Source organism: Acinetobacter sp. YZS-X1-1 (genome assembly GCF_000804305.1).
Classification (GTDB): Bacteria; Pseudomonadota; Gammaproteobacteria; order Pseudomonadales; family Moraxellaceae; genus Acinetobacter; species Acinetobacter variabilis.
In genome coordinates, this window is sequence record NZ_JWHB01000009.1 from 29226 (window position 1) to 54517 (window position 25292).

22 protein-coding genes are annotated in these 25292 nt (G+C 42.1%); 11 read left to right on the plus strand and 11 right to left on the minus strand.

Going from position 1 to position 25292, the window contains the following annotated elements; translation table 11 throughout:
• Positions 1 to 84 precede the first annotated feature (84 nt).
• The gene (locus tag RJ01_RS07230; RefSeq protein ID WP_034170550.1) at positions 85 to 1476 is read right to left on the minus strand and encodes a 3-oxoacyl-ACP reductase; all 1392 of its coding nucleotides are present in this window, start codon (positions 1474 to 1476) and stop codon (positions 85 to 87) included.
• Positions 1477 to 1716: 240 nt separating this feature from the next.
• Between RJ01_RS07230 and RJ01_RS07235 the strand changes: the two genes are divergently transcribed.
• Positions 1717 to 3234 (plus strand): acetyl-CoA C-acetyltransferase, encoded by a 1518-nt coding sequence (locus RJ01_RS07235; RefSeq protein ID WP_034170551.1) that lies wholly within the window; start codon positions 1717 to 1719, stop codon positions 3232 to 3234.
• A gap of 94 nt (positions 3235 to 3328) precedes the next feature.
• Here RJ01_RS07235 and aceI read toward each other — a convergent pair whose 3' ends face one another.
• Positions 3329 to 3760 (minus strand): chlorhexidine efflux PACE transporter AceI, encoded by a 432-nt coding sequence (gene aceI / locus RJ01_RS07240; protein WP_034170552.1) that lies wholly within the window; start codon positions 3758 to 3760, stop codon positions 3329 to 3331.
• Between the two features lie 94 nt (positions 3761 to 3854).
• Here aceI and RJ01_RS07245 point away from each other — a divergent pair, with 94 nt between their 5' ends.
• The 4 genes from RJ01_RS07245 to RJ01_RS07260 all read left to right on the plus strand — a co-directional run bounded on the left by RJ01_RS07245 (position 3855) and on the right by RJ01_RS07260 (position 7834).
• Entirely contained in the window at positions 3855 to 4745 is an 891-nt protein-coding gene (locus RJ01_RS07245; protein ID WP_034170553.1) for a LysR family transcriptional regulator, read from the plus strand.
• Positions 4746 to 4834: 89 nt separating this feature from the next.
• On the plus strand, positions 4835 to 5806 hold the full coding sequence (tal, locus tag RJ01_RS07250; RefSeq protein WP_034170554.1) for a transaldolase: 972 nt from the start codon (positions 4835 to 4837) through the stop codon (positions 5804 to 5806).
• Between the two features lie 82 nt (positions 5807 to 5888).
• Positions 5889 to 6539, plus strand: a complete 651-nt coding sequence (leuE, locus tag RJ01_RS07255; protein WP_034170555.1) for a leucine efflux protein LeuE — start codon at positions 5889 to 5891, stop codon at positions 6537 to 6539.
• Positions 6540 to 6658: 119 nt separating this feature from the next.
• Complete coding sequence (locus tag RJ01_RS07260; RefSeq protein ID WP_034170600.1) at positions 6659 to 7834, plus strand: benzoate/H(+) symporter BenE family transporter; 1176 nt, start codon at positions 6659 to 6661, stop codon at positions 7832 to 7834.
• A 36-nt stretch (positions 7835 to 7870) separates the two neighbouring features.
• Here RJ01_RS07260 and RJ01_RS07265 read toward each other — a convergent pair whose 3' ends face one another.
• The 3 genes from RJ01_RS07265 to RJ01_RS16105 form a co-directional block, all read right to left on the minus strand.
• Entirely contained in the window at positions 7871 to 8215 is a 345-nt protein-coding gene (locus RJ01_RS07265; RefSeq protein ID WP_034170601.1) for an SMR family transporter, read from the minus strand.
• 67 nt (positions 8216 to 8282) lie between these two features.
• The gene (locus RJ01_RS07270) at positions 8283 to 9287 is read right to left on the minus strand and encodes an alpha/beta hydrolase (protein ID WP_034170556.1); all 1005 of its coding nucleotides are present in this window, start codon (positions 9285 to 9287) and stop codon (positions 8283 to 8285) included.
• A 41-nt stretch (positions 9288 to 9328) separates the two neighbouring features.
• Positions 9329 to 9577, minus strand: coding sequence for a hypothetical protein (locus RJ01_RS16105; protein WP_152606026.1), 249 nt, complete (start codon positions 9575 to 9577; stop codon positions 9329 to 9331).
• Here RJ01_RS16105 and RJ01_RS07275 point away from each other — a divergent pair.
• On the plus strand, positions 9563 to 10006 hold the full coding sequence (locus RJ01_RS07275) for a universal stress protein (RefSeq protein ID WP_005236076.1): 444 nt from the start codon (positions 9563 to 9565) through the stop codon (positions 10004 to 10006). The two genes, RJ01_RS16105 and RJ01_RS07275, sit on opposite strands and share 15 nt — an antisense overlap.
• 125 nt (positions 10007 to 10131) lie before the next feature.
• Complete coding sequence (locus RJ01_RS07280) at positions 10132 to 10578, plus strand: universal stress protein (protein ID WP_034170557.1); 447 nt, start codon at positions 10132 to 10134, stop codon at positions 10576 to 10578.
• Positions 10579 to 10615: 37 nt separating this feature from the next.
• Here RJ01_RS07280 and RJ01_RS07285 read toward each other — a convergent pair whose 3' ends face one another.
• On the minus strand, positions 10616 to 10825 hold the full coding sequence (locus RJ01_RS07285) for a hypothetical protein (RefSeq protein WP_034170558.1): 210 nt from the start codon (positions 10823 to 10825) through the stop codon (positions 10616 to 10618).
• A 209-nt stretch (positions 10826 to 11034) separates the two neighbouring features.
• Complete coding sequence (gene pepN, locus RJ01_RS07290; protein WP_034170559.1) at positions 11035 to 13644, minus strand: aminopeptidase N; 2610 nt, start codon at positions 13642 to 13644, stop codon at positions 11035 to 11037.
• 665 nt (positions 13645 to 14309) lie between these two features.
• Between pepN and RJ01_RS07295 the strand changes: the two genes are divergently transcribed.
• The 3 genes from RJ01_RS07295 (at position 14310) to thiM (ending at position 16769) form a co-directional block, all read left to right on the plus strand.
• Positions 14310 to 14567: a hypothetical protein gene (locus RJ01_RS07295; RefSeq protein ID WP_005236083.1), complete on the plus strand. Its 258-nt coding sequence runs from the start codon at positions 14310 to 14312 to the stop codon at positions 14565 to 14567.
• Positions 14568 to 14735: 168 nt separating this feature from the next.
• Positions 14736 to 15896 carry a hypothetical protein gene (locus RJ01_RS07300; RefSeq protein WP_034170560.1) on the plus strand — a complete coding sequence of 387 codons (1161 nt, stop codon included), beginning with the start codon at positions 14736 to 14738 and terminating at the stop codon, positions 15894 to 15896.
• A gap of 39 nt (positions 15897 to 15935) precedes the next feature.
• Complete coding sequence (gene thiM, locus RJ01_RS07305) at positions 15936 to 16769, plus strand: hydroxyethylthiazole kinase (RefSeq protein WP_034170602.1); 834 nt, start codon at positions 15936 to 15938, stop codon at positions 16767 to 16769.
• 477 nt (positions 16770 to 17246) lie between these two features.
• Here the strand turns inward: thiM and RJ01_RS07310 are convergent, their stop codons facing one another.
• Complete coding sequence (locus RJ01_RS07310) at positions 17247 to 18770, minus strand: TerC family protein (protein ID WP_034170561.1); 1524 nt, start codon at positions 18768 to 18770, stop codon at positions 17247 to 17249.
• A 963-nt stretch (positions 18771 to 19733) separates the two neighbouring features.
• Between RJ01_RS07310 and RJ01_RS07315 the strand changes: the two genes are divergently transcribed.
• Entirely contained in the window at positions 19734 to 20198 is a 465-nt protein-coding gene (locus RJ01_RS07315) for a MarR family winged helix-turn-helix transcriptional regulator (protein ID WP_005236095.1), read from the plus strand.
• 82 nt (positions 20199 to 20280) lie between these two features.
• Here RJ01_RS07315 and RJ01_RS07320 read toward each other — a convergent pair whose 3' ends face one another.
• The 3 genes from RJ01_RS07320 to RJ01_RS07330 all read right to left on the minus strand — a co-directional run bounded on the left by RJ01_RS07320 (position 20281) and on the right by RJ01_RS07330 (position 25113).
• Positions 20281 to 20943: an SOS response-associated peptidase family protein gene (locus tag RJ01_RS07320; RefSeq protein WP_034170562.1), complete on the minus strand. Its 663-nt coding sequence runs from the start codon at positions 20941 to 20943 to the stop codon at positions 20281 to 20283.
• A gap of 92 nt (positions 20944 to 21035) precedes the next feature.
• On the minus strand, positions 21036 to 22478 hold the full coding sequence (locus tag RJ01_RS07325; protein WP_034170563.1) for an aldehyde dehydrogenase family protein: 1443 nt from the start codon (positions 22476 to 22478) through the stop codon (positions 21036 to 21038).
• 469 nt (positions 22479 to 22947) lie between these two features.
• Entirely contained in the window at positions 22948 to 25113 is a 2166-nt protein-coding gene (locus tag RJ01_RS07330; RefSeq protein WP_034170564.1) for a malate synthase G, read from the minus strand.
• Positions 25114 to 25292: the final 179 nt, after the last annotated feature.

Consider the following 25292-nt stretch of genomic DNA (forward strand, 5'->3'; position numbering starts at 1 on the left):
CTTTAGAATTTTAATCTCCCTGAACCCCCTTTATTAAAGGGGGACTTCTCCTCTCTTTTATAAAGAGAGATCGGGAGGGGTCTATTAAGCTCCTAACAGGCTTTGACCACAGACACGAACCACGTTGCCATTTAAACCTGTTGAAGCCGTAGAAGCAAACATTGCAATTGTTTCTGCAACATCTACAGGTAGACCACCTTGGCTCATTGAGTTCATACGGCGGCCAGCTTCACGGATTGCAAATGGAATCGCAGCCGTCATTTGTGTTTCGATAAAGCCCGGTGCAACAGCATTAATCGTTATACCATTTTTTAAGGTTGGTGCTGTGAATTTTACCACACCAATCACACCCGCTTTAGACGCTGCATAGTTGGTTTGACCCAGGTTACCTGCAATGCCTGAAATTGAGGATACACAGATAATACGGCCATTAGCATTTAGACCATTGTTGGAGATTAAATAGTCATTTACACGTTCAATGGCAGACAGGTTGATGTTAATCACCAGATCCCATAGCTCAGGTTTCATATTAGCCAAAGTCTTGTCACGGGTAATACCAGCATTATGCACAATAATGTCCAGACCACCCTGCTCAGCTGCTGCTGCTTTGATTTTTTCGCCTGCATCTGCAGCGGTAATATCAATGGCTAAAGTTGAACCCCCAATTTCACCAGCTACACGGTCAAGGTCTGCTTGCTGTTGCGGAACATCCAGACAGATGACATGTGCGCCATCACGTGCCAATACATGAGCAATCGCTTCACCAATACCACGGCTCGCACCAGTCACTACAGCGGTTTTTCCTGCTAATGGTTTAGTCCAGTCCACATCCACTTTTTCAGCAGGTGAAACACGGATCACCTGACCAGAAACATAGGCAGAACGTGGAGAAACTGCAAAACGTAAAGCAGACTCAAGGTTTGCTTCAGCACCGGCATCTACATAGATCAGGTTCGCTGCAATACCTTTTTTAAACTCTTTACCCACAGATTTTACAAAACCTTCCAGTGCGCGTTGAGCAATTGACTGACTGACTGATTTAGCAGTTTCAGGCGTAGTCCCCACAATCACGATACGGCCAGAACTTTGAATTTGACGTGCAATCGGGTTAAAGAAATCATAAAGTGATTTTAATTGTTCTGAATTTTCGATTCCTGAAGCATCAAAAATGACAGCTTTGAATTTTGATTCTTTATCGCCCGGATTAAACGCACCCAGATTCAGTCCAGCTGATGCAGCAGCCTGTTGCAGTTCAGCATTGTTACCTGCATAGCTATTCGCATGAATATTTGCCAGAACCTGAGCAATAGCACCAGTCAATGTACTTGCCGGTGCTGCTCCAAACAATACCGCGCCTTTAACTACAGGTGTAGCAGACTCAAAACGGTCTAAAGAAGTTGGGGATGGCAGACCCAAATTTTTAATGACAAATTTACCAATAGGAGATTTTGCAAAAGTTTGGTACTGATCAGTCATGTTTATTATCTCTCATACAAATTAATTTTTGGTTGATCTAAAGTTATCTTTAAACTTCAGTATGATGCCAGACACTTATATTTCAATAGATCTACCAGATTCCGCCCAATCATACTTGAGATAACAGGCAGATGACTTGACCTAAGCGCAGTCTGTAATGTCATTGTAGTCAATACAGCCTATCTTCTTCTATGCTAATGTAACCACCAAGAAGACGATCTATTTGCCTGGTAAAGCCTTATGAGCAAAACAACTCAAGATAATCCAGCAGTCGAGAACTCTGCGACAGAAACTGTGTCAAAACCATCAACGCGTAGCAAGCGTAGCACTAAAAATCCTGATACAGCCAATGCCGCAGAAAAAAGTCCGGCTAAAACCACACGTACACGCAGTACATCTGCACGTACCAAAAAAACGACTTCAAGCCAACAAGATTCAACATCTATAACACAGACTTCTGTTCAACAGGAACCAAACATGAGCCAAAATACAGTTCGCCGCGTTGCTATTATCGGTGGTAACCGCATTCCATTTGCACGTTCTAACGGTGCTTACTTTACGGCATCCAATACTGATATGTTCACAGCAGCCCTGAATGGTCTGGTTGAACGTTTTAACCTTCAAGGTCAACGCTTAGGTGAAGTGGTTGCAGGTGCTGTACTGAAACATAGCCGCGACTTCAACATGACTCGCGAATGTGTACTGAATACTGCTCTTGCACCGGAAACCCCTGCTTATGACATCCAGCAAGCATGTGGTACTGGCCTTCAAGCGGCATTCCTGGTCGCAAACAAGATTGCTCTAGGTCAAATCGAAGTGGGGATCGCAGGCGGTGTAGATACAACTTCTGATGCACCAATCGCTTTTGGTGATGGCTTACGTAAAGCATTACTTGAGCTGAATATTGCGAAAACGGCGAAAGACCGTTTAAAAGCACTGACTAAAATCAATGTGAAAGACCTGATGGATGCACCCAAAAATGGTGAGCCACGTACTGGCCTGTCTATGGGTGACCATCAAGCAATTACTACACTGGAATGGGGTATTTCTCGTGAAGTGCAAGATGAGTTAGCCGCTTCTTCACACCAGAAAATGGCAGCAGCCTATGAAGAAGGTTTCTTTGATGACCTGGTGACTCCATTCCTGGGTCTTGAACGTGACAACAACTTGCGTCCTGATTCTTCAGTTGAAAAACTGTCGAAACTAAAACCTGCTTTTGGTAAAGGTGATGCACGTACCATGACTGCGGGTAACTCTACTCCACTGACCGATGGTGCTTCTTGTGTGCTATTGGCTTCTGAAGAATGGGCTAAAGCAAATGGTCATGAAGTACTGGCTTACCTGACTTTCCAGGAAACTGCTGCCGTTGATTTCGTAGAGAAGAAAGAAGGCCTGTTGATGGCACCTGCTTATGCAGTTCCTCGTATGCTGGAACGTGCTGGTCTGAAACTGCAAGATTTTGACTACTATGAAATTCACGAAGCATTTGCATCGCAAGTACTTTCAACATTGAAAGCTTGGGAAGATCCAAAATTCTGTAAAGAGCGTTTAGGTCTGGATGCTCCACTAGGTTCAATTGACCGTGCCAAACTGAACGTAAAAGGTTCTTCTCTTGCTGCAGGTCACCCATTTGCAGCGACTGGCGGTCGTATTATCGCGACTGCGGCAAAACTGATTAACCAGAAAGGTTCAGGTCGTGTGCTTGTTTCGATCTGTGCAGCTGGTGGTCAAGGCGTAACAGCAATTATTGAAAAATAATCCAAGCCTCATATAAAAAACCGCTCATAAAGAGCGGTTTTTTATTGCAGTAATTTTCATAAATCACTGAAGATTACTCTAGTAAAGACTCAAGTTAAGCTTTTCGGTAGTCTGGTTCCAGACCCATTTTGGCTTCAAGGTGGTCATAGCACCACTGGAAAATAAAGGTATACACTAGAATACATAACGTCATCGCCAAATCCAGAAGAAAAGCCTGCGCCAGACTGATCTGTAATGCATAAGCTACCATCGGAATCGTCGCCAGCATCAAACCACCCTCAAATCCAATCGCATGAGCAATCCGCACTTTGATGGTTCTTTTCAGACGATGTTTGGCTTCAAACTTTTCAAAATAATGATTAAACAGCATATTCCAGAACATTGAAGTCACAGCCATCGCAATTCCGAGAGCGCCTGTGACCTCAAGCGGCATATGCATGAGCGTACTCAGTAATATGGCAATCACCACCAATAAAATGCCTTCATATAAGGTGGCATGAATCAGTCTTCTTTTCGAAATTAACATTTCAGTTCATCAAGTCAGGAGATAGAAGAATTATATTTCTTTAAATTTGATTATTCGAGTTAGAATCTATCAATAAAAATGAAAGATAGAATTCATGAATATTAATCAAGAACAGCTGCTGATGTTTAAACTGGTCATGGAAACCGGCTCCTTCTCTGCTGCTGCACGTAAACTTGGTAAAGTTCCTTCTGCAGTGAGCATGTCCATTGCCAATCTGGAAATTGATCTTAATCTGGCGCTATTTGAACGCATTGGCCGTGAACCGAAACCCACCGCGCAGGCGAAAGTGCTATATGAAAAAACTGAACAGCTTTTGGTTGAAATCAACCAATGGAAGCAACATGCGCTTGCGCTCAGTTCAGGCCTGGAATCTGAATTAAATATTGTGGTGGTGTCTGAATTACTCCATACCCGCTGGACCGATTATATCGTTTTGCTGGAACGGGAATTTTCAGCGCTGCAAGTTAATGTATTTAGCGCACCCCAAGAGGATGCTCATCGCATGCTGTTTGAAGGTTCAGCGCAGTTAGCGCTGATGTTTGAACGAGAACAGCTGGAAACCCGTGAACAGTTTATAGAATTAAAGCGTGAGGTACTGGTCGCCGTTGCGGGCAAACAGCATCCATTAAGTCAATTTCATCAGGTCAGTTATGAGCAGATTTTACAAAATCGACAGATTGTTGTTGCCAGTCGTGATCGTAGCATTAAACCAGAACTACTCTTTTCCCGAAATTACTGGCGCACTGACAATCATCAATCTGCCTGTAACATGATCCTGCAAGGTTTAGGCTGGGGGGTACTTCCTCTGGAAATGATCAATGAACAGCCACACTTGCAGGAGCAACTACAGATCTTGCAGCTGCTCGATTTCACCCCAAAATTTGAATATTTTGTCGATCTGGTCTGGAGTCGGGAAACTCGACTGGGTACAGCTGCTCATTTTTTGATTAATCACTTGCGTCAGCAGCGAAAAACCGACCATTAATCACAGAAATTCAACGACAGCCTACTTGGTAAGAGGATGATTTATGATATATAAGAATGCATAAGCAATAACCATAGAACTAGATCGTAATGACATTAACTGCATTAAACCAATTAAAAAACTTGACGACTATTGTGGCAGATAGCAGTGATTTAAGCGCAATTGAGAAATTTCGCCCTCTGGATGCAACCACAAATCCATCTCTGATTACTGCTGCAGCGAAACAGCCAGAAAATCAGGCATTGATTGAAGCTGCTTTTCAACAAGCCCAGCAAGAAGGCTATGTGAATAATGCCCTGATAGAACGCACCATTGATATTTTGACCGTCAAATTCGGTGTTGAAATTTTAAAACTGATTGAAGGTCGTGTTTCGACTGAGGTGGATGCCTCCCTGTCTTTTGATACTGAAGCGACCATCGCCAAGGCTAAAGAATTACTCGCGCTATATGAGCAATATGGGATTAATTCTGGCCGCATCCTGATTAAGATCGCATCGACTTGGGAAGGTATTCAAGCAGCGAAAGCGCTGGAAGAAGAAGGTATCCATACCAACCTGACCTTATTGTTTGGCCAGCATCAGGCCCATGCCTGCGCTGATGCCAAAGTGACTTTAATCTCACCTTTTGTCGGCCGCATTCTAGACTGGTATAAGAAAGCGGAAGGTGTTGAGTCGTATCCGATCGAAAAAGATCCGGGCGTACTTTCAGTGAAGCGCATTTATGAATTCTATAAAGTGCATGGGATTAAAACTGAAATCATGGGTGCAAGCTTCCGTAGTATTGAACAGGTCCTGGGCCTCAGCGGTTGTGATCTGCTCACTGTCGCACCAAACTTGCTGGAACAACTGGAAAATGATCAGCGTGAAGTTCAGGCTCAACTTTCAGCCAAAGATATTCAATCTCAAGGTGAACTGAATCCAATCAGTCATGCCGATTTTGATGCGCAACTGAAACAGGACCAGATGGCTAGTGAATTACTGCAAGGTGGTATCGATGGCTTTATCAAAGCCCGTGAACAACTGGCGGCTTTATTAAAGGAAAGTTTTTTGAGCACCACCTAATTTCACAGCGAATTTATAGAATTTCTCCAAGCCGATGTTGCTATAATGCCACATCGGCTTTTTTCATTTTTGCGAGTTCTTCGTGTTTGGTATCACAGATCTAACGACCTTTATCATTGGGACAACGTTAATTGTGTTACTGCCGGGGCCAAATTCCCTCTATGTCATGTCGATTGCCTCCCGCTTTGGTATCAAGACCGGTTATATGGGCGCCTTAGGGGTTTATAGCGGTGACCTGATTCTGATTCTATGTACGGCGTTAGGCGCAGCCTCTCTACTTCATGCATTTCCCGTGCTATTTATTGCCCTGAAAATTATTGGTGCTGTCTATCTCAGTTATCTTGGGATCAAACTGATCATTGCCGCCTATCAGACTTTTTTTCCGAAACAGTCGTCACAACGTGTTCAGATTAAAAAGGCTACTCCTGAAACTGTCGAGTCGATTCAGCCCTTTCGCACAGCATTGACGATCAGTGTTTTAAATCCTAAGGCAATTCTATTTTACTTGTCTTTTTTTGTGCAGTTTGTCGATCCTGTTTACCCTTATCCGGCACCGACTTTTGCACTCTTGGCTTTAATCCTGCAACTGATCAGCATGACCTACCTTTCAATCCTGATCTTTTCCGGGGTCAAACTCGCGAGCTATTTCAACCAGAATTATAAATTGACCACTGGCGGAGTTGCTTCAGTAGGAATTCTATTCTGCGGGTTCGGAATCAAACTGGCGACTTAAACCTTCTAAAAATTAGTAGATTTCTGGCAAGAGCAGCTCTTTCTAAAATTGTTAAAAACATTGTGTTTATATATGAAAAGCGTATGATTTAAACGCATTTAAAAATAGTTTCATGGATGATGCCTAAACTTTTACAAGATCTCTCCTTTCCTGCCATCATGGCGGGTTTTATTACCTGCATGATTGGGATCAGCGTATCCGCGGTACTGGTCATTGAAGCAGCGCAAAGCCTGGGTGCAAATGCAGCGCAAATCAGTTCCTGGTTATGGGCACTCGGCATAGGTATTGGGGTTTCCGGCTTGCTGCTTTCCTGGAAATATCGCTATCCAATTTCCACCGCATGGTCGACAGCCGGCCTGGCGTTAATTATTGCTTCCGCAGGCCATTACAGTCTAGCCGAAGCGATTGGCGCTTTTCTGATTTGCGGTATCCTGATTGCCTGTCTGGGATTTTTCGGAATATTTGACCGGATTTTTCAGTTTATTCCGCAAAGTCTGACCAGCGCCATGCTGGCTGGTGTTTTGCTGAAATTTGGTATTTCGGTATTTGGCAGCCTGCAACAATCCTGGGGCTTTGTGCTTACCGTACTGGCTATCTATCTCATTTCCAAAAAGCTCAGTACCCGTTATAGCATTGTCATTACCGTCTTAATGGCAATTACGCTCTGCCCGTTCTTTATCGATTTTACGCTTCCACATTTGAACTGGAGCATCGCCCAGCCTGTATGGACCACACCAGAATTTAGCCTGCAAGCTATTTTAGGACTGGCTCTTCCGCTGATGGTGATTAATCTGGCATCGCAATATTTACCAGGCCTGGCTGTAATTAAAAGTTATGGCTATCCACCCAAGGTAAATTCGATTTTAGGCTGGACTGGCCTCACTCAGGCACTACTCGCTCCATTTGGCTGTTTCAGTGTTAATCTTGCTGCAATTAGTGCAGCAGTCAGTCTGGATGCACAGGCACATCCTGATCCAGCTAAGCGTTATATCGCAGGTATGAGCTGTGGTCTGTTTTATATTCTGATGGGTTTCTTCGCTGCGACCCTGACCAGCTTATTGATGGCTTTTCCGGGTATTCTGATTACGGTTCTGGCTGGCATTGCCCTGTTTGGCACCATTGGCCACAACATTGCACTGGCTTTTCAGGACAGTCATGACCGCGAGGCCGCACTGATGACCTTTCTGTTCAGTGCATCCAATATCCAGTTTTTCGGCATTGGTTCTGCTTTCTGGGGCCTACTGCTTGGCTTGATGGTTTATTTACTATTTAAGCTTAAACCTCAGCTGGCTTAAATTCATGAAAATAGAGATAACTTATGTCTATCTCTTTTAATGTCCTGATGCTTGAGAAAACAAATTAATGACCACTACACCGGAAATAATCAGGGCAATACCGATAAAAGCAGGAAGATCCAGCGCCTGCTTAAATACAATATAACCAACAATGGCCGTGAGAATGATCCCCACACCGGCCCAGATCGCATAAGCAATGCCTAAAGGAATCACCTTAATCACCTGAGACAGCAAATAAAAGGCGATACAAAATAAAACGACCACCGCTAAAGAAGGCCACAAACGGGTAAAGCCTTCAGATTTCACCAGAAATGTAGATCCAGTGACTTCGGCAATAATGGCCAAACCCAACAAAAGATATGCCCAAGTCGCAGGGTTCATTTTTTCCATTCTCCAAATCTATCTTTCCTAAAACAAAGCTTAGTTATGCTCTTAAGAAATAAATTTTTTATAAGTTTATGTTGAGGGGCGAAAGCTGATGCAAAAAATCCAGCGTCTTGATAAAAGTCTGCTGACTTTCTTTCTTGCCCATAAAGAACTGATATTCATGAATCAGCCAGGCTTTAGATTCGGGATAAAAAACTTCTGTCACTGGAACCTGTTGCGCTTTTAAAGCTTTGATAAAAGGCAAGGATTGGGTATTAGTCAGAAAGTCCTTGTTGCCCCCGCTAATGAATACTGGCGGGTACGACGGCGTAATATACTGGATTGGAGAAATACGTTTGAGAAACTCGGCATCATTTTTACGATCCCCTGTATAGGCCTGAATCAGGCTATATACGCCCCACTCTACGATCTTCATTTCATCAGGTGCAGTACTGGCAAATGACTCCAGGTCATAAATACCACAGTGCAGAATCAGACCTTTAAGCTGAGAGGGTTGCAGATAAGGCTGAAAATCAGATTGTTTGGCGAAGTCAGGATTTGTTAGAAGCGCAGCATAATGGCTGGCCATATTCGCCCCGGCAGAATCTCCGGCCAGATATAAATTCTGGGCATCAATCTGGTATTCGGCTACATGTTGAGTAATAAACTCCAAGGCCTGATCAATCTGATGTAACTGACTTGGATAAATCGCTTGAGGTGCAAACTGATATTGGACCGATACCACGTTATAACCTTGCGCAGCCAGAAGTTTAAAATAACCTCGGGCATGCTCTTTAGAACCAGAAATCCAGCCACCACCATGAATCCACACAATAGTTGGTTGAGGGCCGATACTTTCGATATTTTGTGGTTGATATAAATCCAGAGAGAGCTTTTTCTGCGGTGAATAGACCATATTCTGATGCACGATGACCGAACCGGGTGCATAGCGATCCATCACCTTTTGCTGCATCCCTGTGGTCAAATTAAAAGCACCGGCAATGACCCGGCTATTTTGTACAGTATTTTGACAGCCTGCCAGAATAATTGAACAGAGCAGCAATAAATGAATGGCAAAAAACCTCAAAACCTTCCTCATAGATCAGCCCAAAAATAAGCCTAGGCAGTTTAAACCATCCCCAGAAAAACAGCGTCATTTATTCTGTTATTTTTGATCAACAAACCTGAATTCCTAGTTTTTTGCTCTGTTTTTTCTTTAATCAAATCTCTGCTTTCATGTGAAAAATATCTGTAATTTAAAGATTTTTTGCCATTTTTCAGCTTTTTGCAATTGCACCCTTGGTTGCACTGTGCTATCAATAAATCAGAGCGTAAAAGACACACAACATGCGGAGAAAAATCATGGCTTACCAACATATTTTAGTCCCAGTAGACGGTTCAGATATTTCCTTTTCTGCAGTTCGACATGCAGCCAAAATTGCCAAGGCATTTGGCAGTAAACTTTCCCTGATCAGCCTGATTGCAGAAGACCCTTTTACCGAAGCTGACTTCTACTACAGTTCAACCATCATGAAAGAGTATTTTGCTCAGGCTCATGCCAATGCAAAAAATGCCCTAAAAGAAGCCACTGCAATTGCAGACAGTGAAGGTATAGAAGCAGATTCCCGCATTGTGACTGGTCTGGTGAATGCCGAACATATTGCTGAGACTGCAGAGGAAACCCAGGCCGATCTGATCGTCATGGGTTCACACGGCCGTAAAGGCTTCCAGAAAATGATTCTGGGCAGCTTTGCACAAGATGTTTTGGGCGCCAGTCAAATTCCGGTATTAATCGTTAAAAAATGATCTGATTTGCGCATCTTCAAGGTGCGCAATTTTTTCAGGCAGTGTTTCTGTCTAAACCCTTCTACAGTGAACCTCCATTTTCTAAATGACCATTTCACTGCATATCCTAAAAATGAGGAGGCACTATGCAAAACTATGAACATATTCTTGTCGCACTCGATGAATCCTCAATGTCCTATGCTGCAGCTGAACATGCCCGTGAGCTGGCTAAAGCTTTTAGTAGTAAGGTGACATTGGTCAGTATTATTGCCGTAGATCCATTTAAAGGTGTGGACTTTTATAAGGTTGCTCCCGCAGTCACTGACTATTTCATGCAGGCAGAACAACATGCACTGGATCTTTTAAATGAGATCAAGGCAAATTTTGTGCATGATGGTACGCAAGTCACGACTAAAATCATTCATGGTATGGCACCTTCTGAAGGAATTCTTCAGGCAGCGCAGGAAGTTCCGACCGATCTGATTATCATGGGATCACATGGCCGCAAAGGTTTGCAAAAACTGATGCTGGGCAGCGTGGCACAGAATGTCCTTTCCCAGTCCGAGATTCCGGTATTGATTGTGAGACCGTAAAGCAGACAACAAAAAAAGCCTGCTATGCAGGCTTTTTTTAGCGAATTTTTTGATTCAGTTCATTCAGGAAGAGTTCAGCATCCAGCTGGCTATTAAATACTTTTTTGTATTCTCCAGCTTGCTGAATAGAATGCGGTGTATATTGAAGGGAGATTTCAAACAGACCAGTCGCAGCATTTCTGCTGACATGAACCGCAATAATATGCCGAGTATTTAAATAAAAACCATCTTCGATTTTCACCAACATCTTGAATAAGACCTCTAGTATATCAATTTGAAGATTTCTTCATGTTTAATAGAAAAGTATAGTTTTACTTTCCTGTCTAGCCTCTTACTGTAAACCTTTTATGTGGCTGATTTCGCATTATAGGATTTTAAATGTGTTTAGATTCACCATTTAAAATAAGTAAATAATAAGAAGCCGGATCAGATGATCCGGCTTTTTACATAATGATCTTATACGCTTAACATGCTGTTCAATGTCTCAGAGACATTTTTCGATTTCACCTGTGGTTTTAAAGCTTCAAGTTGTGCTTTGACTTCACTGCGCTGCGGTTCAATCAGGGTATACCAGCGTGAAAGCACCTGAAGCAGACGTGAACCGACAATCGGGTTTTTCTGATCCAGATATTTCGCCAGCTCGATATAATGCTGTACACCAAAGCTCCAGGTATTGACCGGATTGGCATTCAAACCGCCACTCACTGCACGAATACGGTTTGGCACTTTCAAGTCATAATCTGCATGCTCAGTGAGTGCTTTAATTGTTTCTGCTGTCGCTTTTGGATGAGCGGCTTGCAGCATGAACCATTGATCCAGTGCCAGTGCTTCATCTTTAAAGCGGTTATAGAAATCATCCAGGAATGCTTTGGCTTGAGGTGCATCATTCCATACCAGCACACGCAAGGCACCTAAACGTTCAGACATGTTGCCTGTGTTTTGGTATTGCTGCTCTGCCAGTTCAAATGCACTTTCATCACCTTGACGTGCAATCAGCATCAACATGATATTTTTCAATGCACGTACACCCATCGCTTGGGAGAAATCTGACTGCAATTCAGGATCCAGACTCAGATAGATTTCTTTAGCTGTGGCTCCAAAGGCACGTGCCAATTTATGCAGCAAGGCATCACGTTTTTCCTGAATCATGGCTGGATTATAGTCTGTATCAATCCGGCTACCCAGGTAACCTTCAGCCGGTACATCAAACAGACGGGAAGCCAATAACGGATCTTTTTGAATCAGATCAGGCAAGGTATTCAGCATCGCCTCGATATAGATTTCAGAAGGTTGATCATCCAGCAGAATACGTTCTAATAAAGTCTGCGTCGCTTGCCACTGGTTAAAACCATTGGTTTCATATTGCAACAGGAACGCCAGTTCTTGTTCAGAGTAATCAAAATGCAGAACAACGGGTGCAGAGAAGTTACGCAGTAAAGAAACAACCGGCTTGCTAGTTATACCGCTAAACTCGATGGTCGCTTCATCCTGATCAAACAAATACACCCCATCTTTGACGCCATTTTCAAATAAGGCATCAGAGTGCAGGCTCAGCTGCTCACCTGTAGCCGCATCAAACAAGGCTAAAGCCACTGGAATCGGAACAGCTTTCAGATTCGGATATTTCGGATGAGCTTTCAGGCTTTGCTTAAAGCTAAGACGATAAGTTTGTGCATCTGCATCATACTCACCTTTTGCGACCAGTTTCGGTGTACCTGGCTGGTTATACCAAGTCAGGAAGTTTGATAGATCCACACCAGAACCGGCAGTCAATGCAGCTACCCAGTCTTCAACCGTTACGGCCTGACCATCATGACGGCGGAAATATTCATCTGTACCCTGACGGAATTTTTCTTTACCGAGCAAAGTCGCCATCATACGGTTAATTTCTGCACCTTTTTCATACACGGTCGCAGTATAGAAGTTATTAATTTCTACAAAATGATCCGGACGCGGTGGATGCGATAAAGGGCCAGAATCTTCCGGGAACTGATGCGCTTTCAGGACTGCAACATCATCAATACGCTGTACCGCAGCAGACTGTAGATCTTCCGAGAAAGACTGATCACGGAATACAGTCAAACCTTCTTTCAGACACAGCTGGAACCAGTCACGACAAGTAATCCGGTTACCCGTCCAATTATGGAAATATTCATGGGCAATCACGGACTGTACACGCATGATGGCAGCATCAGTTGTATATTCTTCATCAGCCAATACGCATGAGGTATTGAAGATATTCAGACCTTTGTTTTCCATCGCTCCCATGTTGAATGCGCTGGTTGCTACGATCATGTAATTATCGAGGTCGTATGGCAGACCATAATGCTCTTCATCCCAACGCATGGAATGTTTTAAGGCTTCCATCGCGATTTTGCATTTTGGAATGTCTTTTTCTTCAGCATAGATTTCCAGTGCCACATCACGACCTTCTGATGTGGTATAGCGATCTTTCATTACTGCCAGATCACCAATGACGCAGGCAAATAAATAGCTCGGCTTTTTGGTTGGATCTTGCCAAAGTGCATAGTGACGATTTTCATCCACTTCACCCGTCTCAATCAGGTTACCGTTAGCTAGTAGCACTGGATACTTTTTGTCAGCTTCAACACGAGTAGTAAATACAGACAATACATCTGGCCGGTCTGGATAGAACGTAATTTTACGGAAACCTTCTGGTTCGTTCTGAGTGACGAACAGATCTGAACTGGCCTGATACAAACCCTCTAGCATGGTATTGGTTTCTGGGTGAATCTTGACGACTGTTTCAATGGTCGCCTGATCTGGAGCATTGCTAATCACCAGTTGCTCAGTATCCAGAATATAATCTGATGCATTTAGTGGCTGACCATTTAACTGGATCGATTGCAGTTCGAGGTCACGACCAAGCAATACCAGATCACCTGCTGTTTGACGCTGCATCTCCAGTTTGCTGCTGACCAGCGTATGATCGTCATAGACTTGAATATTCAGGTCGATAGAATTTACAACAAAAGAAGGTTTTTGATAGTCTTTTAAATAAATGGTTTGATCTGCTTCGATCACCGGATTCGCCGCGATATTCATATAATGTCCTGATCCTTTATTGCACAGCTTCTAAGGCAAAAGATTGTCAATGTATTGATCATACGCCTTGATCTTGAACCTGTCTGTGCGTTTCATTTGTATTGTATATGGGAATAATTACTAATCTTTTCAATTGAGCTACATCAAAATATACGATAATCGCCTTATATTTGCCCGATATCTAAAATCCCCCTCTGTAAAACAACTTAAAGATAGAATAAAAAAAGCCCTCATCTGCAGTGTATGATTCCTGCACATGCAAAGTATTATTCCAATATGGAAAATTACTGCCCGAGTTCAGAACAACCTTATCCAATTTAGATGCTGGGCACTGCAAAATCTGACTTCTAAAAGATTAAGTTCTGATTAATCTGCGTTCTGAATTGCACTTTAAATGCACAAATGACACGCACCAATTTGAATGCATTTTGGCTCACCCAATAGCAATGGCAGGATTTAAAGAAAGATATATGCCAAGTTTTCAGCCAATATCATATTTTTTTACATTTTCTTATCTATTTGATTTAAAAATATATAATTTAGGATTAATAGCAATTCCGAAATACTGATTAAAAAATGAGCATGGTTTTTGCTACAGTTTAAGTGTGTTTTCTCCAAGCGCAAAGACTCCAAGAATAACGACAACAAAGAAATTGAGGTGAGATATGTATTTAAAACAGCATGTGGTACGGATTGAAAATCTTAAAACACTTCAGGTTCTGGATCAGGCCAATATTGATCATAAAGTCATTGCCCTGTTTATGAGTTCTGAAGGCGTTCAGCTACAAGCGCATGAGGTCAGTGCGATTCTGAATACTTATGATGCACTCGGTGGCAAAAAGGTTCCATCCAAAAAAGTGCAGGCGTTGATTCAAGCGAAACATCAAGGAGAGGAAGACGAAACATTACCCTGCCCCGTTTAAAAAACGATGATCCAGTTTTCTTGAATACAGGGCTACTTCGGTAGCTCTGTTTGTTGAAAGGCTCTCTCCTCCTGAAATCTGCTGCATTAAAATATTCTCAAATAACGCGTGACTTTGATGAGCTGTGTATAATCGCAGTTTCTCTTTATTCTGGAGTTGTGCGCAATCATGGTATTCAACGTTCTGCAAAAACAGCTTGATGAAAGTACGCAGTGCCCACTATGTAAGGCCTCCATGTACTGGATCGAGGCAGAACAGTATGATCAGGACATTACTTATCATGAATGCAGCCACTGCCAGCATCAGCTCTATACCGACCAGAAACATAACTGTTATTGCGATCAGTGTCTGGCTCATCGTAAACGTATGCTGAAAGAAGTCCGTTTACAGGAAAACCGGAAATTTCATAAAAAGCAGGATCGGCATGAATATGAGCTCAATCAGCTCAGTTTTATTAATAAACTGTTTCTGCTCTCGATTCTGGATGAACAGGTTCAGGAACATAGCCAGCATCAGGAATATATTGACTGGCATGCCATTAAATATTATTCCATCAGCCCGAATTACCTGTATCAGCATGGTCTGGTCAAAAATCTGCTGAAAGATCAGATTCTAGTTCCTAGAGATATTCAACAAGAGAATCAGCAGTACTATATTAATGTACGTCTGGATGGCTATTCTGAGCCAAGCCTGTTTAGTATTACCCAGCAGTTGCGTTTCTGGTTCTATGAAAATCTGAGTAAAGGCGTGCCTTTTAAAAGTGCGGATGAAGTCAAAGATGCACTGTATTGTCTACTGTATCAGGAAGTCATTCAATTCGCACAGTTCTATTGCCGTAGCTGGGGTATCCAGATTGCGGGCAATCAAAGTTTTCAGGCTTTCTGCTATCGCCTGCTCGATGTTTTGGCTGTGGGACAGATTTATTATCTCGTGCAATCGGCCCTCGAATATCTGTATCAGCAGAAAGCTTTAAAACCACGAAATGAAAATTTCATTAATACCAATTTACTGAAAAAGACCCTACAGCAATATCGGGAACGTTCAGTGAATGAAAAATGGGAAACCTCAATTCTGCCTCGTCCACCACAATTGCCTTTGTGCAAAATGAGCAGCATTCTGTTTTTCCGCTTTCTTGGTTATGATGAAAATATTTTCTTCCAGCCGATCTGGCGTTCATGGCAGAAGATTGAACCACGCCTGAAATTTTATTCACAAAAACGCTGTATGCATTGCGGCTCACAAGAGCTTACTGTTGAATATGATGCCAGCGATTATGTCAGCCTGTTATGCCGTAACTGCAAACATCAAGACCATTATTTTACCCGCTAAGCATTTAGCAGCTCTATTCATATTTGAAAGATCAGGATGATGAATACTTCCGTGCAACAATTACAAAATACTCTTCTCGATCAGATCTGTGAAGCCTGGTCATTGCTTCAAGAGCAGCAACCATTGGTACATGTGATGACCAATGCGGTGGCCAGCAACTATGTGGCCAATATCTTGCTGGCTGCGAATGCTTCGCCCGCTATGATTGATAATCCTTTTGAAGCAGAGAGCTTTGTCAAAATTGCTGGAGCACTCAGTTTAAATTTGGGAACGCCGACTACCGAACAGGTCGAGGCGATGCAGATCGCTACTAAAACAGCACACAGTATCCAAAAGTCATGGGTACTAGATCCTGTTGGTTATGGAAACGTACTGCATTGGCGTTCAAGTGTTGTGGATCAGCTCATGACCTATCAACCCACAATTTTACGGGGGAATGCTTCAGAAATTGGTGCTTTGGCAGGGAAAAAAATCGAGTCCAAAGGCGTCAATAGCACTGTTGATAGCTCAGAAGTTTATCTACAGGTGCAGTCCTTACTGGAACAATGTGAATGTATTGCTATTTCAGGTGAGTCTGATTACATCATTTCCAGAGATTATCCTGTGATTCAGGTTTTAGGCGGTTCATATTTACAGCCGCGCGTCACAGCAACTGGATGTGCCTTAGGCGCACTGATTGCAGCTTATAGTGCAGTAAGTTACCCTACGATCGCAGCACTCTCTGCTCATGTACATTTTGCAATCGCCGGTCAATTGGCTTTTGCCAAAGCACCGACCTTAGGTCATTTTAATACTGCATTTATGGATGAGATCCATCAATTGAATATAGAAACGATCCGTCAATATGCAGACTTTCGGATTTTGGCAGATTAAGCATCTGTCGGGTGTTTTATAATAAATATATGGAACACCCTATTACACTATTCAACTTATTTTTTAGATAATTAAAGTCAGCCATAATCTGGCAAAAATAATTTTTCAAGCGCTCAAGCTGAGTATTGTGTAAGCTTTGGATGAGCTTTTGTATCTCAAATTTGACTAATATCTTTCAAAATTACGTGATATATATATTTTACCAATTAGTCAAATTCACACTTATTTTTAAACTTTATTTAAATTTGTTTAATAATTCTAAATAAAGCATGTCTGCAATTTAATACTTCATCAAGATTTCTTACTTCTAAGCCAGTAAAACCTATTACTCATTCTTGGCTTCTGAAATATTCAATACTCCATTTAGCCTGAAAAATAAGCTTAGGTAAGCATTAATATCTAAGTCATAAATAGTATTCAATAAAAAAGTCAGTTGCCCTTAAGCAACTGACTCAAAAAAATAATAAAGACAGGCGATTAACCTTGATAATGGATACTCACCGATTTAATCCGGTTATTTTCGATTTCCATTACCTTGAATTGAACACCTTGGTAGTTCAGTTCAGTGCCTACCTCGACCACACTATTGGTTTTATCCAGAATCAGACCAGCAACACTGATATAGCCTGCATCTTCATCAATCAGATCCAGCATACCGAGCTCAAGTTCTAACTGGTACAGATCCAGCATACCGGACGCAATCCAGTGTGTATCATCAACTTTGACCAGATCCAGCTGCTCATCGGCATCTGGGAATTCACCGGCAATTGCCTCAAACACGTCTAGCGGTGAAATCAGACCTTGTACATGACCAAATTCATCACTGACCAGTACCAGAGAGCCTTTTGATGTGCGCAAGGTATTAATCGCGTCAATCACTTTCATTCTTTCAAAGATATAGATAGGGCGATGACGCTTGATCAAAGCTTTTAATTCTTCCGGTTCATCCAGTACATCTAATAGTTCTTTGGCACGAACGATGGTAATCACCTTATCCAGACTGCCCCGGCAAACCGGAAACAGGCTGTGGGGTACAGACAGGATTTTTTCACGGATCTGTTCCGGACTATCCTCCAGATCGACCCAGGAAATCTGGCTTCGTGGGGTCATGATCGATGCTACAGAACGCTCTGCCAAGGTCAATACCCCGCCAATCATATAGCGTTCTTCATCCGCAAAGGTTTCCTGTGCTTCATGCTGAATGGTACTGGTGGTTTCAAGCTTAGCACCCATCAGTTGAAGAATACTGTTAGCGGTACGATGACGCAGCGGAATCTTGGCTTCATGTTTCGCAGCATTGCGCTGACTAAACTGGTTAAAGGCTTCAACTGCAATTGCAACACCAATACCGGAATAGATGTAGCCTTTTGGAATATGGAAACCGAAACCTTCTGCCATCAGGCTGATCCCGATCAGTAACAGGAAGCTCAAACATAGAATCACAACTGTCGGATGACGATTCACAAAGTTAGTCAATGGCTTAGACGCCAGTAACATCACGGCCATCGCGATAATCATGGCTGCCATCATGACATAGATATTATCGACCATACCTACGGCGGTAATCACTGAGTCTAATGAGAATACAGCATCCAAAATGACAATCTGAACCACAACGGCTGTAAAGCCCGCATATGCCACCTTGGTCGTGACCTGTATTTCAGGCTTGCCTTCAATTTTTTCATGAAGTTCGGTAACGGCTTTATAGAGCAGGAATAAACCACCAAAGAGCAGAATCAAATCCCGTCCGGAGAATGTCCAGTTAAATAATTGAATAAGCGGTTGAGTCAAGGTGACTAACCAAGAGATTGCGAACAGTAGACCTAAACGCATCAACAAGGCTAAGGATAGACCGATCACGCGGGCCTTATCACGCTGTTCAGGAGGAAGTTTCTCAGCCAGAATGGCAATAAAGACTAGGTTATCAATACCTAAAACGATTTCGAGAATAATAAGAGTAATTAAACCAACCCAAATTCCGGGATCTAATAAAAATTCCATTAGCACACCATCCCATTTGAGTATGTAAGCAACGAATATGGAAGATCAACGCACGGCGAGGGATCCATTTAATTTAACCTTTTCAACTTAAGATACATCCATTATGCATAAACTTATGATTTTTGAACAATAAAATTTATGAAAAACTGTTACACCGCTTTGCCTCCCCCTTGTGGTGAAATCTTTTAATTTTCAAATCATTGGCCTGAATCTGTTATGTTCTACATAACTCATTACAAATTAAAGAAAATTTAGGCTTCTTTTTGACCCTAAGCCCATTAAATCTATCTGATAGAAGCCTGAGATATAAATTACTGTTTCTCTTAATATTCATATCTCTTCATACATCATAAAATATTGAATGATCCACTATCCTGCTACGTCCCTTAAATCCACTTATCTAAAGACATATTTTAAATATGGATTTTTTTATTAAAATAGTTCATACACGTTATGAATAGTTAGTCGTAGGATCAAAAAGATGCATAAGTTTCTCATCCAAAACGGTTTTATTCGATGAGTGACCAAATTAAATGTACTCGCTCTAGCTTTCGATCAGATCTGAAAAATCCGAATCTGCATCGTGCTACAGATTATAAAATCTACCAGAGCATTCATTTAAACAGCATCGATTTTGAATTGTATTTCCGCATACTCACCAAAAGTAAGATATGCGCAGGTCGGCCATTTATCCATATGGTTTGCCAATCTAGTTCTTATTCAGACTCTAAATTTAATCTGGAGTCTTAAGATTTGCATGTCATATCAATGCCATTCATCTGGATAAAGACAGTTACAATTTGCCCCGATTGATCTACAACACATAAATCACCTGATTTTTTTGATGTTAAGAAGATCTAACAAATGCAATCTCGTTAACATTTTAAAAATAAAGGTTGAAACATGTATAAACTTTTACATAAAATGTCAGTGCCCTAGAAAAATAAATAAAAGGAACATTTCATGACTAAAAAATATGCAAAATTTTTACCTTGTGCAGAACACTTTAATTTAGAAAACTTTCCATACTACTGGGTGACTCAAGTTCATGCCCAATATGTCCTAAATGTAGATCATGCACTTAAAAAGTATGGTGTCGATAATTCACGTCGCCGTATTTTGCTTGCTCTTAAAGCCAAACCACATGCCAGCGTTTCTGACCTGTCAGAAATGGTCGTATCTAAAATGTCGACAACCACCAAGATCGTTTATCGCTTAAAAGATGAAGGTCTGGTTGAAACCTATTCCTGTGAAGACGATGCTCGTATTACCCGTGTCGTGCTGACTGAAAAAGGAATGGAAATGACACATAAAATTAATGACCTGACCAATGTTGTACTGGAACAGTCATTTGAAGGGCTAACCCCATTACAAATTGAAAAAACTATGGAAAGCTTACGCCATATCTTTAAAAATTTGGCTCGTTAAGTATTTTTCAATTTTGAATTTAGCTGGCGAGATCAATAACACCTTTTATAATAATTAACGATCCGCCATTGCTTTCTAGGTTTTAGGAATCAAAAAAGTTCAGCTGTGGACTAGCTTTTTTGATTCTTTCTTTTGGTACATGTGAACATTCGAACTCCTCTACTGGAAATCCCTGTACAAAGCTGCGAATATCCGGTTGCGTGAGATTCAGCCATTCATGTAAACGTTCGTGCGGAATCACAATGACTGAACGTTTAATATTTCCCGGCTCATGAAACTCTTTCATCATGGGATGGTCTATTGCATCCATCGTAATCATACTGGTTGAACGTATGATTTCATCCTGCACCCGAGCAATTTCATACAGTGCCGCAATAAAGGTCGCCTTTCCATCTTTACGTCTGACGCCCCAGCGCTGTGGTTTATTATCAAAATACTTTGACTCATAAAATTCCGAGACGGGAATCACCCCAAACTTGCATTTGGCTGTCGCCTCTGCAAAGGTTGGTTTTTGCAGCAAAGTTTCATTTCTGGCATTGTAGGTTTTTGTCCCAATCGTTTTATCCTCTGCCCATTTGGGAATAAAGCCAAAGTTAACCGAGCGCCATTCCAGACCTTGATCAGATTGAAATAACAAGGGTGTAGCATAATTCGGATAGACTTCTTCCGGATATTCAAAGGGAATTTCCGGCAAGCCCAGATCATGTATTTGCTGCGAAGTTAAAGGCTTAAAGTTGGCACACATGCTTAATCAGACAGATCACTTGATATTCTGATTATAGCTTGATGCCAAGCTTAAACCTGTATGTATTATGGATAAGTTTCTATCATTTAATATTATTCATTGGGTACAGTCAGCCAGTGAGTACGGGTGAATTCCTCAAAAATCCAGCGTCCATTAAAACGTCCAAGTCCAGAGTTTTTCTCGCCCCCAAACGGTGCATTAGCCTGATCTGCCACACTAATACTATTGATATGGGTCATACCGATATCAAGCTGTTCCGTAAAATTAATACCACGTTCAATATTCGAGGTACAAACCGCACTGGATAAGCCAAAACGGGTATCATTGGCCAGCTTTAAGGCATGTGTTTCATCACGAGCTTTCAGTATTGGTAGAATCGGTCCAAAACTTTCTTCCTGAGCCAGTGGAGATTCAGGTGCTACCCCAGTAAAGATATGTGGATAGACCAGATTACCTTCTATACCCCCTTCATATACTAGCTCTGCACCCTGCTCTTTTGCACTTTGAATAATCTGCTGATGTTTTTTGACCTGACTCTGATTGATGATCGGACCAATAATGGTCTCTTCCAGATTTGGATCACCCACAGCAACAGTTTTCACCCGTTCTAAAAGCTTTTCCACATAGGCATCATGGATGGACGCATCGACAATGACGCGATTAGTGCTCATACAGATTTGCCCCTGATGCATAAAGCGTCCCATAATTGTCAACTCTACTGCCAGATCAAGGTCTGCATCATCCAGAATCACCAGTGGCGCATTTCCGCCCAGTTCCAGCGCCAGACGTTTAATTCGAGGGCTGGCTAAGGCTTTGCTTCCTACTTTCTGTCCGACTTCTGTAGAACCCGTGAATGAGATCATTTTTGGAATTGGGTGCTCGACAAAATAATCACCAATTTCACTGCCTGCCCCTGAAACCACATTGAGCACACCTGCAGGTAAGCCAGCTTCTTCAAACAGCTTTCCTAATAGGGTTCCACCTGTTACCGGCGTATCACTTGCTGGCTTGAGTACCACACTATTTCCACAGGCAATCGCTGTTGCTACAGAACGCATGGATAAATGAAATGGAAAATTCCATGGACTAATGATGCCAATCACACCCAAGGGTTTTCGTAGTACCAGACTTTTACGTTGTGGATCTTTGCTCTCCAGCTGTTCAGTCTTGATCTGCTCTGGAAATTTCTGGCTTTCCTGAATAATAGATAGAGCAGCGCCAACTTCCAGACCAGCTTTAAAACGGGTACTTCCAGACTCAAGAATCAACCATTCAATAATTTTATCCTGACGTGCCTGAATTACCTGTTGTAGTTTTTGCAGGATTTGCTGTCTGAACTCAACTGATTTAATGGCACCCTGCTGAAAGGCTTTATCAGCTGCCGCATAAGCCGCATCCACATCTGCTGTACTGGCAGCCTGCAGAGTAAAGATTGTATCTTGAGTATAAGGATTCAAGTTCTGAATCATTTTCTGGGAACGACCGGGTTGCCACTGACCCGCAATAAACTGCTGATCCAAATTTTGATATGCCATGCTGTTCTTCCCTGCAATTTATTGATTTGCTTTTACTTTAGCAGAGTCATTTCAGGATGGAAGTGACAGCGACGAATTGTTACGCTTTTATCTTGAGCTTTCTAAGTGAATGAAAATTATTGATCCATGAATCTCATTCTTTGCTGTCTAAATCTTCCAGTACGTCAGCCAAAATATGATTCCTAGAAATTAAAACTTGAAAATTAAATCAAGTCTTAAATGCCATTATCCAAAGCTCTACAGCTATCCAGCATGAGGAGCTGTAAACGCTCATAGGAATTGCGATTGGTATATATAAAGCTGATATTCAACAGATAATTATTATTAAAGTTCTCTCCCTTAACCTTGCTCTGCTCTGTTTTAGGTGTTCCGTCAGTTAATTTACATTCCAGAAATACATTTTTATCCTTAGATCTTTTTTAAGAGCAATAAAAAAAAGCCTCCGAAGAGGCTTTTTCAAGTTACAGGATTAGTCACCTGTATAACCTTTAAGTTTTAAACGAGCTGCGTGTAGAAGCGGCTCTGTATAACCTGATGGCTGTTCACCACCTTTAAAGATCAGGTCAGAAGCAGCCTGGAATGCAATGCTGTTGTCAAAGTCAGCAGCCATTGGCTTGTACAGTGGATCATTCGCATTTTGCTCATCCACAATTTTCGCCATGCGTTGCATTACTTCTTCAACCTGTTCACGCGTTACAATTCCGTGACGTAACCAGTTGGCAACGTGCTGAGAAGAAATACGTAAAGTTGCACGGTCTTCCATCAAGCCCACATCATTGATGTCTGGAACTTTTGAACAACCTACACCCAGATCAACCCAACGAACCACATAACCCAAGATACCTTGACAGTTATTTTCTAGTTCTTTCAGTTTCTCTTCTTCAGACCAGTTTGTATCAGTCGCAAGAGGTGGTGTTAATAGATCATCTAAAGGCAATGCTTCAGTTGCAAGCAATTCTTGCTGACGGTTCGCTACATTGATTTGATGGTAGTGAAGCGCGTGAATTACTGCACCTGTTGGAGATGGAACCCATGCACAGCTCGCGCCTGCTTCAGGGTGCTCAGTCTTGGTTTTGTACATGTCTAAAAGCATGTCTGGTTTTGGCCACATGCCTTTACCAATCTGTGCTTTACCACGTAGACCCGTTTGCAGACCTACCATCACGTTACGGTTCTCATAAGCTGGGAACCATTTTTGGCCTTTGATTTCGCCTTTACGAACGAATGGCCCTGCTTCCATGAAGGTATGGATTTCATCACCTGTACGATCCATGAAACCGGTATTAATAAAGATGGTACGGTCTTTTGCCTGAGCAATACAGTTTTTCAGGTTAACTGAAGTACGACGTTCTTCATCCATGATACCGATTTTCAGGGTTTTCGCAGGTAAGCCAAGCGCCTGTTCAGCACGTTCAAACAGCTCAACCGCAAATGCAACTTCTTCTGGACCGTGCATTTTTGGCTTAACGATATACATAGAACCGGTACGTGAGTTCTTGATCGTGTTCTCACCACGGATATCAGCCACAGAAAGCAATGGAGTGACTAATGCATCCATGATGCCTTCATAAATTTCTTCGCCATCTACAAGGATCGCCGGGTTTGTCATCAAGTGACCAACGTTACGAAGCAGCATCAATGAACGACCATGAACCTTGGTCTCAACGCCTTCAACATTTTTGAAAGTACGGTCAGCATTGAGTTTACGGGTAATAGTCTTGCCATTTTTCTCGATAGACTCTTCAAGCGTACCTTTCATCAAGCCTAACCAGTTACGGTAGCCTTCTACTTTCTCTTCAGCATCAACTGCTGCAACAGAGTCTTCCAAGTCCTGAATCGTTGTTACAGCCGCTTCAAGTACAACATCTTTCACGCCAGCTGCATCTGTCTGTCCAATTGGACTGTTTGCATCAATCTGGATGATTGCGTGCAGGCCGTTATTTTTCAGTACGATTTCAGTCGGCGCAGAAGCTTCGCCATTGTAACCAACGAATTTAGAGCTATCCGCAACAGTTGTGGTAGAACCGTCTTTCAGCGTTACAACCAGCGCATTACCTTCAACTGCATATTTGGTTGCATCAGCATGTGAACCTTGTGCCAGCGGGAATGTTTCATTTAAGAAGTTTTTCGCGAATGCAATTACTTTCTCACCACGTTTCGGGTTATAGCCTTTACCTTTTTCAGCACCATCTTCTTCAGAGATCACGTCGAAGCCGTATAAAGCGTCGTATAAAGAACCCCAGCGTGCATTCGCTGCGTTCAGGCAGTAACGCGCATTACGTACTGGAACTACCAACTGTGGGCCAGCCAATAGTGCAATCTCTTCGTCTACATTTTCAGTGCTGATCTGGAAATCTTCTACTTCTGGTAATAAGTAGCCAATCTCAGTCAAGAAAGCTTTGTAAGCTTGTAATTCAAATGTGTTATTGCGATGCCATTCATCAATTTTAGCTTGAATATCATCACGCTTAGCCAAAAGTGCTTTGTTTTTAGGGCTAAGATCAACAACGACTTGTTCAAAGTTCTTCCAGTATGTTTCGCTGTCCAAACCAGAACCTGGTAGTGCTTCATTTTCGATAAAATCGTAAAGTTCTTTAGCAATCGCTAACTTGCCTTTTTGAATACGTGCAGTCATTGTCTTTCCTGATATTGCTACTTTTTATACAAGAGATTCTAGTATACCGATTAAAATCTAGCTGAATAGTACTATCACACCGCAAAATAATGAGCATTTTTCTAATAAGAATACCCTCATATCCTTATTAAATGATGTCTCACACGATGCAATATCATCCTGCTAAATACCCTCATGAC

Bases quoted from the DNA above. Each gene is read 5' to 3' on its own strand.
- RJ01_RS07230 (WP_034170550.1), bottom strand. From the start codon at position 1,476: ATGACTGATCAGTACCAAACTTTTGCAAAATCTCCTATTGGTAAATTT.
- RJ01_RS07235 (WP_034170551.1), top strand. From the start codon at position 1,717: ATGAGCAAAACAACTCAAGATAATCCAGCAGTCGAGAACTCTGCGACA.
- aceI (WP_034170552.1), bottom strand. From the start codon at position 3,760: ATGTTAATTTCGAAAAGAAGACTGATTCATGCCACCTTATATGAAGGC.
- RJ01_RS07245 (WP_034170553.1), top strand. From the start codon at position 3,855: ATGAATATTAATCAAGAACAGCTGCTGATGTTTAAACTGGTCATGGAA.
- tal (WP_034170554.1), top strand. From the start codon at position 4,835: ATGACATTAACTGCATTAAACCAATTAAAAAACTTGACGACTATTGTG.
- RJ01_RS07260 (WP_034170600.1), top strand. From the start codon at position 6,659: ATGCCTAAACTTTTACAAGATCTCTCCTTTCCTGCCATCATGGCGGGT.
- RJ01_RS07265 (WP_034170601.1), bottom strand. From the start codon at position 8,215: ATGAACCCTGCGACTTGGGCATATCTTTTGTTGGGTTTGGCCATTATT.
- RJ01_RS07275 (WP_005236076.1), top strand. From the start codon at position 9,563: ATGGCTTACCAACATATTTTAGTCCCAGTAGACGGTTCAGATATTTCC.
- RJ01_RS16105 (WP_152606026.1), bottom strand. From the start codon at position 9,577: ATGTTGGTAAGCCATGATTTTTCTCCGCATGTTGTGTGTCTTTTACGC.
- RJ01_RS07280 (WP_034170557.1), top strand. From the start codon at position 10,132: ATGCAAAACTATGAACATATTCTTGTCGCACTCGATGAATCCTCAATG.
- RJ01_RS07285 (WP_034170558.1), bottom strand. From the start codon at position 10,825: ATGTTGGTGAAAATCGAAGATGGTTTTTATTTAAATACTCGGCATATT.
- pepN (WP_034170559.1), bottom strand. From the start codon at position 13,644: ATGAATATCGCGGCGAATCCGGTGATCGAAGCAGATCAAACCATTTAT.
- RJ01_RS07295 (WP_005236083.1), top strand. From the start codon at position 14,310: ATGTATTTAAAACAGCATGTGGTACGGATTGAAAATCTTAAAACACTT.
- RJ01_RS07300 (WP_034170560.1), top strand. From the start codon at position 14,736: ATGGTATTCAACGTTCTGCAAAAACAGCTTGATGAAAGTACGCAGTGC.
- thiM (WP_034170602.1), top strand. From the start codon at position 15,936: ATGAATACTTCCGTGCAACAATTACAAAATACTCTTCTCGATCAGATC.
- RJ01_RS07310 (WP_034170561.1), bottom strand. From the start codon at position 18,770: ATGGAATTTTTATTAGATCCCGGAATTTGGGTTGGTTTAATTACTCTT.
- RJ01_RS07315 (WP_005236095.1), top strand. From the start codon at position 19,734: ATGACTAAAAAATATGCAAAATTTTTACCTTGTGCAGAACACTTTAAT.
- RJ01_RS07320 (WP_034170562.1), bottom strand. From the start codon at position 20,943: ATGTGTGCCAACTTTAAGCCTTTAACTTCGCAGCAAATACATGATCTG.
- RJ01_RS07325 (WP_034170563.1), bottom strand. From the start codon at position 22,478: ATGGCATATCAAAATTTGGATCAGCAGTTTATTGCGGGTCAGTGGCAA.
- RJ01_RS07330 (WP_034170564.1), bottom strand. From the start codon at position 25,113: ATGACTGCACGTATTCAAAAAGGCAAGTTAGCGATTGCTAAAGAACTT.